The organism is Psychrobacter sp. 1U2, from assembly GCF_051847575.1.
This window is the reverse complement of sequence record NZ_JBPYDC010000771.1, coordinates 1-845: the sequence shown is the minus strand read 5'-3', so window position 1 is coordinate 845 and position 845 is coordinate 1. Positions and strand designations below refer to the sequence as shown.

At 49.3% G+C, this 845-nt stretch carries 1 protein-coding gene; it reads left to right on the top strand.

The annotated features are described in order from the left end of the window. Positions 1–845, top strand: an 845-nt coding sequence (locus tag ACS8FD_RS18645) for a hypothetical protein (protein WP_439276942.1), incomplete at both ends; no start/stop codon positions are given.

Here is an 845-nt window from a genome sequence, read left to right as displayed (position 1 = left end):
CCCAGCAATGAGGACGGTATCAGTCAAAACATCGGTCCGGTGCGCTACCAACAAGTTCTGCATGACCGTGTCGACGCGCCTATCCTAGCCCTCAGTGAGCAGATCAGTAGCCAACCAAACACGATTACAATGCAGCGCTTTAATAGCGCTAGCGTGGCGCACCCAACTCAGTCAGCGGATGTTGCTGTTGGTCAAAGTGATAACGAAGAGAGTCATCAAGGAGGACAAAACGCCCTAACCTTAGACACTCCAGCCGCCTTTGCTCCTGTGACAAATACTGAGTCTATCGATGACGCTACTATCATGGCAAACAGTCACCACAGTCGCTACAGCGTTTACCATGCGCTTGCTCATTGTACTGATTTAAACATTGCGGACACCTTTACCCTAGTGGGTCATAGCCATCTTAATCAGCATTACCGTGCCACTCATATCGTGCATTTAGCACGCAATAGCCTCGCTCATGTAACAGGGTTGACCAATAGCCGTCGTCATCACGAGCGTCATGCCTCCAGTCTAGAAGCAGGTATTCATTTAACCCAGCTCAGGCTAATCACCACCGACACCCCTTGGGTCGGTCCTTTGTATAGCAGACAAGTACTCCCTCCGATGACAGGGATCGCAGATAGCCAGTCTGATACGGACAGTCGCAATCATATGACGCCGACACGCAACTATTTATTAGATAGCCCTGCTCAATCTATCAATCGATTAGAAGCCCAAGCAGGAAGCAATTATGGCAGCCACTTCAACCACAGAGAAGATGATCAAACCCTAATCCAGTCCATCGGTGATAGCGAGCATCTGATTAATACCGGTAGCTTACTGTCTAATAGTCGTCCCAG